Source organism: Pseudonocardia pini (assembly GCF_013870575.1).
Taxonomy (GTDB): Bacteria; Actinomycetota; Actinomycetes; order Mycobacteriales; family Pseudonocardiaceae; genus Pseudonocardia; species Pseudonocardia pini.
In genome coordinates, this window is sequence record NZ_JACBXB010000963.1 from 1 (window position 1) to 1774 (window position 1774).

Consider the following 1774-nt stretch of genomic DNA (forward strand, 5'->3'; position numbering starts at 1 on the left):
GACCGGGCCCGCGAGATCGCGGAGCGGCTGCACACCGCGCTCGCCGACCGGTCCTCGGCGGCGCACCGCTATCCGCTGCAGGACGCCCGGCTCAGCGGGCGGAGCGAGGAGATGGTGCTCAACGCGAGCTACCTCGTCGCCGAGACCGCGGAGCAGGAGTTCCGGGACGCGGCGGGCGCGGTGGCGCCCGGGGGAGCGCACATCGAGCTGACCGGGCCGTGGCCCGCGTTCTCCTTCACCACCTGGGAGCAGTCGTGACCCTCGCGCACCCGGACGACGAGCTGACCCTGGTCGACCTGCTCGACCGGCTGCTGGCGGGCGGCGTGATGCTGACCGGGGACGTCACGATCTCGTTGGCGGACGTCGACCTCGTCCACGTGTCGCTGCGGGCGCTGATCAGCTCCGTGCACACGCTGATGGAGGAGCCCGATGCCTGAGCTGCCCGGACGCATCGACTCCCAGCCGGACACCGTCGCCAAGGACCTCGGCAAGCTGGTGCTGACCATCGTGGAGCTGCTCCGCCAGCTCATGGAACGCCAGGCCCTGCGCCGCGTCGAGGTCGGCGACCTCCCGGACGAGACGATCGAGCGGCTCGGCGTCGGGCTGATGCGGCTGGAGGAGGCCATGGTCGACCTCCGCGAGCACTTCGGCCTCGAACCGGGCGACCTCAACATCGACCTCGGCCCCCTGGGCAACCTCCTCGGCCCGGAGGCGGGGACGTAGGGCGCGGGCAGGTCGATCCTGGCCCCGCCTCGCCCTGGATCAGCGCAGGCGGTGTTCGACCCAGCTCAGAAGGGTCCGTGCCTGGTCGCGCCGGTGGTCGCGGATCCTGTGCAGGCCGGGTGGTGGGGGTCGGCGGGGATTCGGGGTCCGGCGGCGGATCGGGTGCCGATGGGAGCGCCGCTCGAGGCGCTCGGGTCAGCGGTCTCGGTCGGCTCCGGCCCCGCCGGACTCGGCGGTCAGCTCCCGGACGTAGGCCGCGGTCTCGTCGCGGTCCTCGAGGGCCTGTCTGCGGGAGTCGGCGGCGAGCCGTCGCCACGACAGGTCGCACACGGCCCGTCCGAGCAGCGGCGGCACGCCGAGCAGGTCGGCGACCGCGGCCGCTGCGGCGTCGCTGTCCGGCGCGGCAGCGATCACCTCGGCGACCTGGGCGTACCGGTTCTGGGCCTGCACGACCGTGTCCAACACGGCCAGTCTGTTCGTGGCCAGGGTGAGCTGTTCCCTGCGTTCTTCGGGGTCCATCGGCGGCAGCACACCGCAGATACTGCCCACACGGGTACGGGGGACGCGCCGGGGTATCCGCTCACCATGGATCCCTCCGCGCCCTGTCCGAAGCGCATGCACCACGGGCCGTGCGGGGGTGTGGGGGCGGACCTCTCGTGCGAGGTCCGGATGATGGTGTGCCCCTTCGCCACGCTCGACGAGCCGGTCCCGTGGGAGGGGGCGCCCGCGCCCGAACGGGAGGCGCCCGCGCTGCTCGCCCGGCCTCCCGTCGTCCTCACGGACCTGACCCTGCCGCCCTTCGACCGCGCGGCGCTGACCCGGATCGTGGGGGATCTGGCCGGCAGCTGCGACGGGATGCTCGTGGGGGAGCACCAGGCCCGGCCGGACTTCCCGCCGACCCAGATGACCACGCTGGTCCGGGAGGCGGGCGGGGCGCCGGTGATCACGCTGACCTGCCGGGACCGCAACCGGGTGGTGCTGGACCAGGAGCTGTGCGGGTTGGTCGAGGCGGGCGCCGCGGCGGTGTTCTGCAGCAACCGGGCGCTGAAGG

Annotated in this window: 4 protein-coding genes and 1 pseudogene; 4 read left to right on the forward strand and 1 reads right to left on the reverse strand. The window is 73.7% G+C overall.

The window, feature by feature from the left end; translation table 11 throughout:
• The 3 genes from H5J29_RS31340 to H5J29_RS31350 form a co-directional block, all read left to right on the forward strand.
• Positions 1 to 258, forward strand: a 258-nt coding sequence (locus H5J29_RS31340) for a GvpL/GvpF family gas vesicle protein (protein ID WP_181784545.1), incomplete at its 5' end; no start/stop codon positions are given.
• On the forward strand, positions 255 to 437 hold the full coding sequence (locus H5J29_RS31345; protein ID WP_181784546.1) for a gas vesicle protein: 183 nt from the start codon (positions 255 to 257) through the stop codon (positions 435 to 437). The genes H5J29_RS31340 and H5J29_RS31345, both read left to right, overlap by 4 nt.
• Positions 430 to 723 carry a gas vesicle protein K gene (locus tag H5J29_RS31350; protein WP_181784547.1) on the forward strand — a complete coding sequence of 98 codons (294 nt, stop codon included), beginning with the start codon at positions 430 to 432 and terminating at the stop codon, positions 721 to 723. Before H5J29_RS31345 ends, H5J29_RS31350 begins: the two co-directional genes overlap by 8 nt.
• Before the next feature lie 195 nt (positions 724 to 918).
• On the opposite strand, the gene H5J29_RS31355 is transcribed toward H5J29_RS31350, so the two are convergent.
• Positions 919 to 1242, reverse strand: coding sequence for a hypothetical protein (locus H5J29_RS31355; protein ID WP_181784548.1), 324 nt, complete (start codon positions 1240 to 1242; stop codon positions 919 to 921).
• Positions 1243 to 1308: 66 nt separating this feature from the next.
• On the opposite strand from H5J29_RS31355, the pseudogene H5J29_RS31360 reads away from it, so the two are divergent.
• Positions 1309 to 1774, forward strand: a pseudogene (locus H5J29_RS31360) (methylenetetrahydrofolate reductase C-terminal domain-containing protein); the annotation flags it as partial.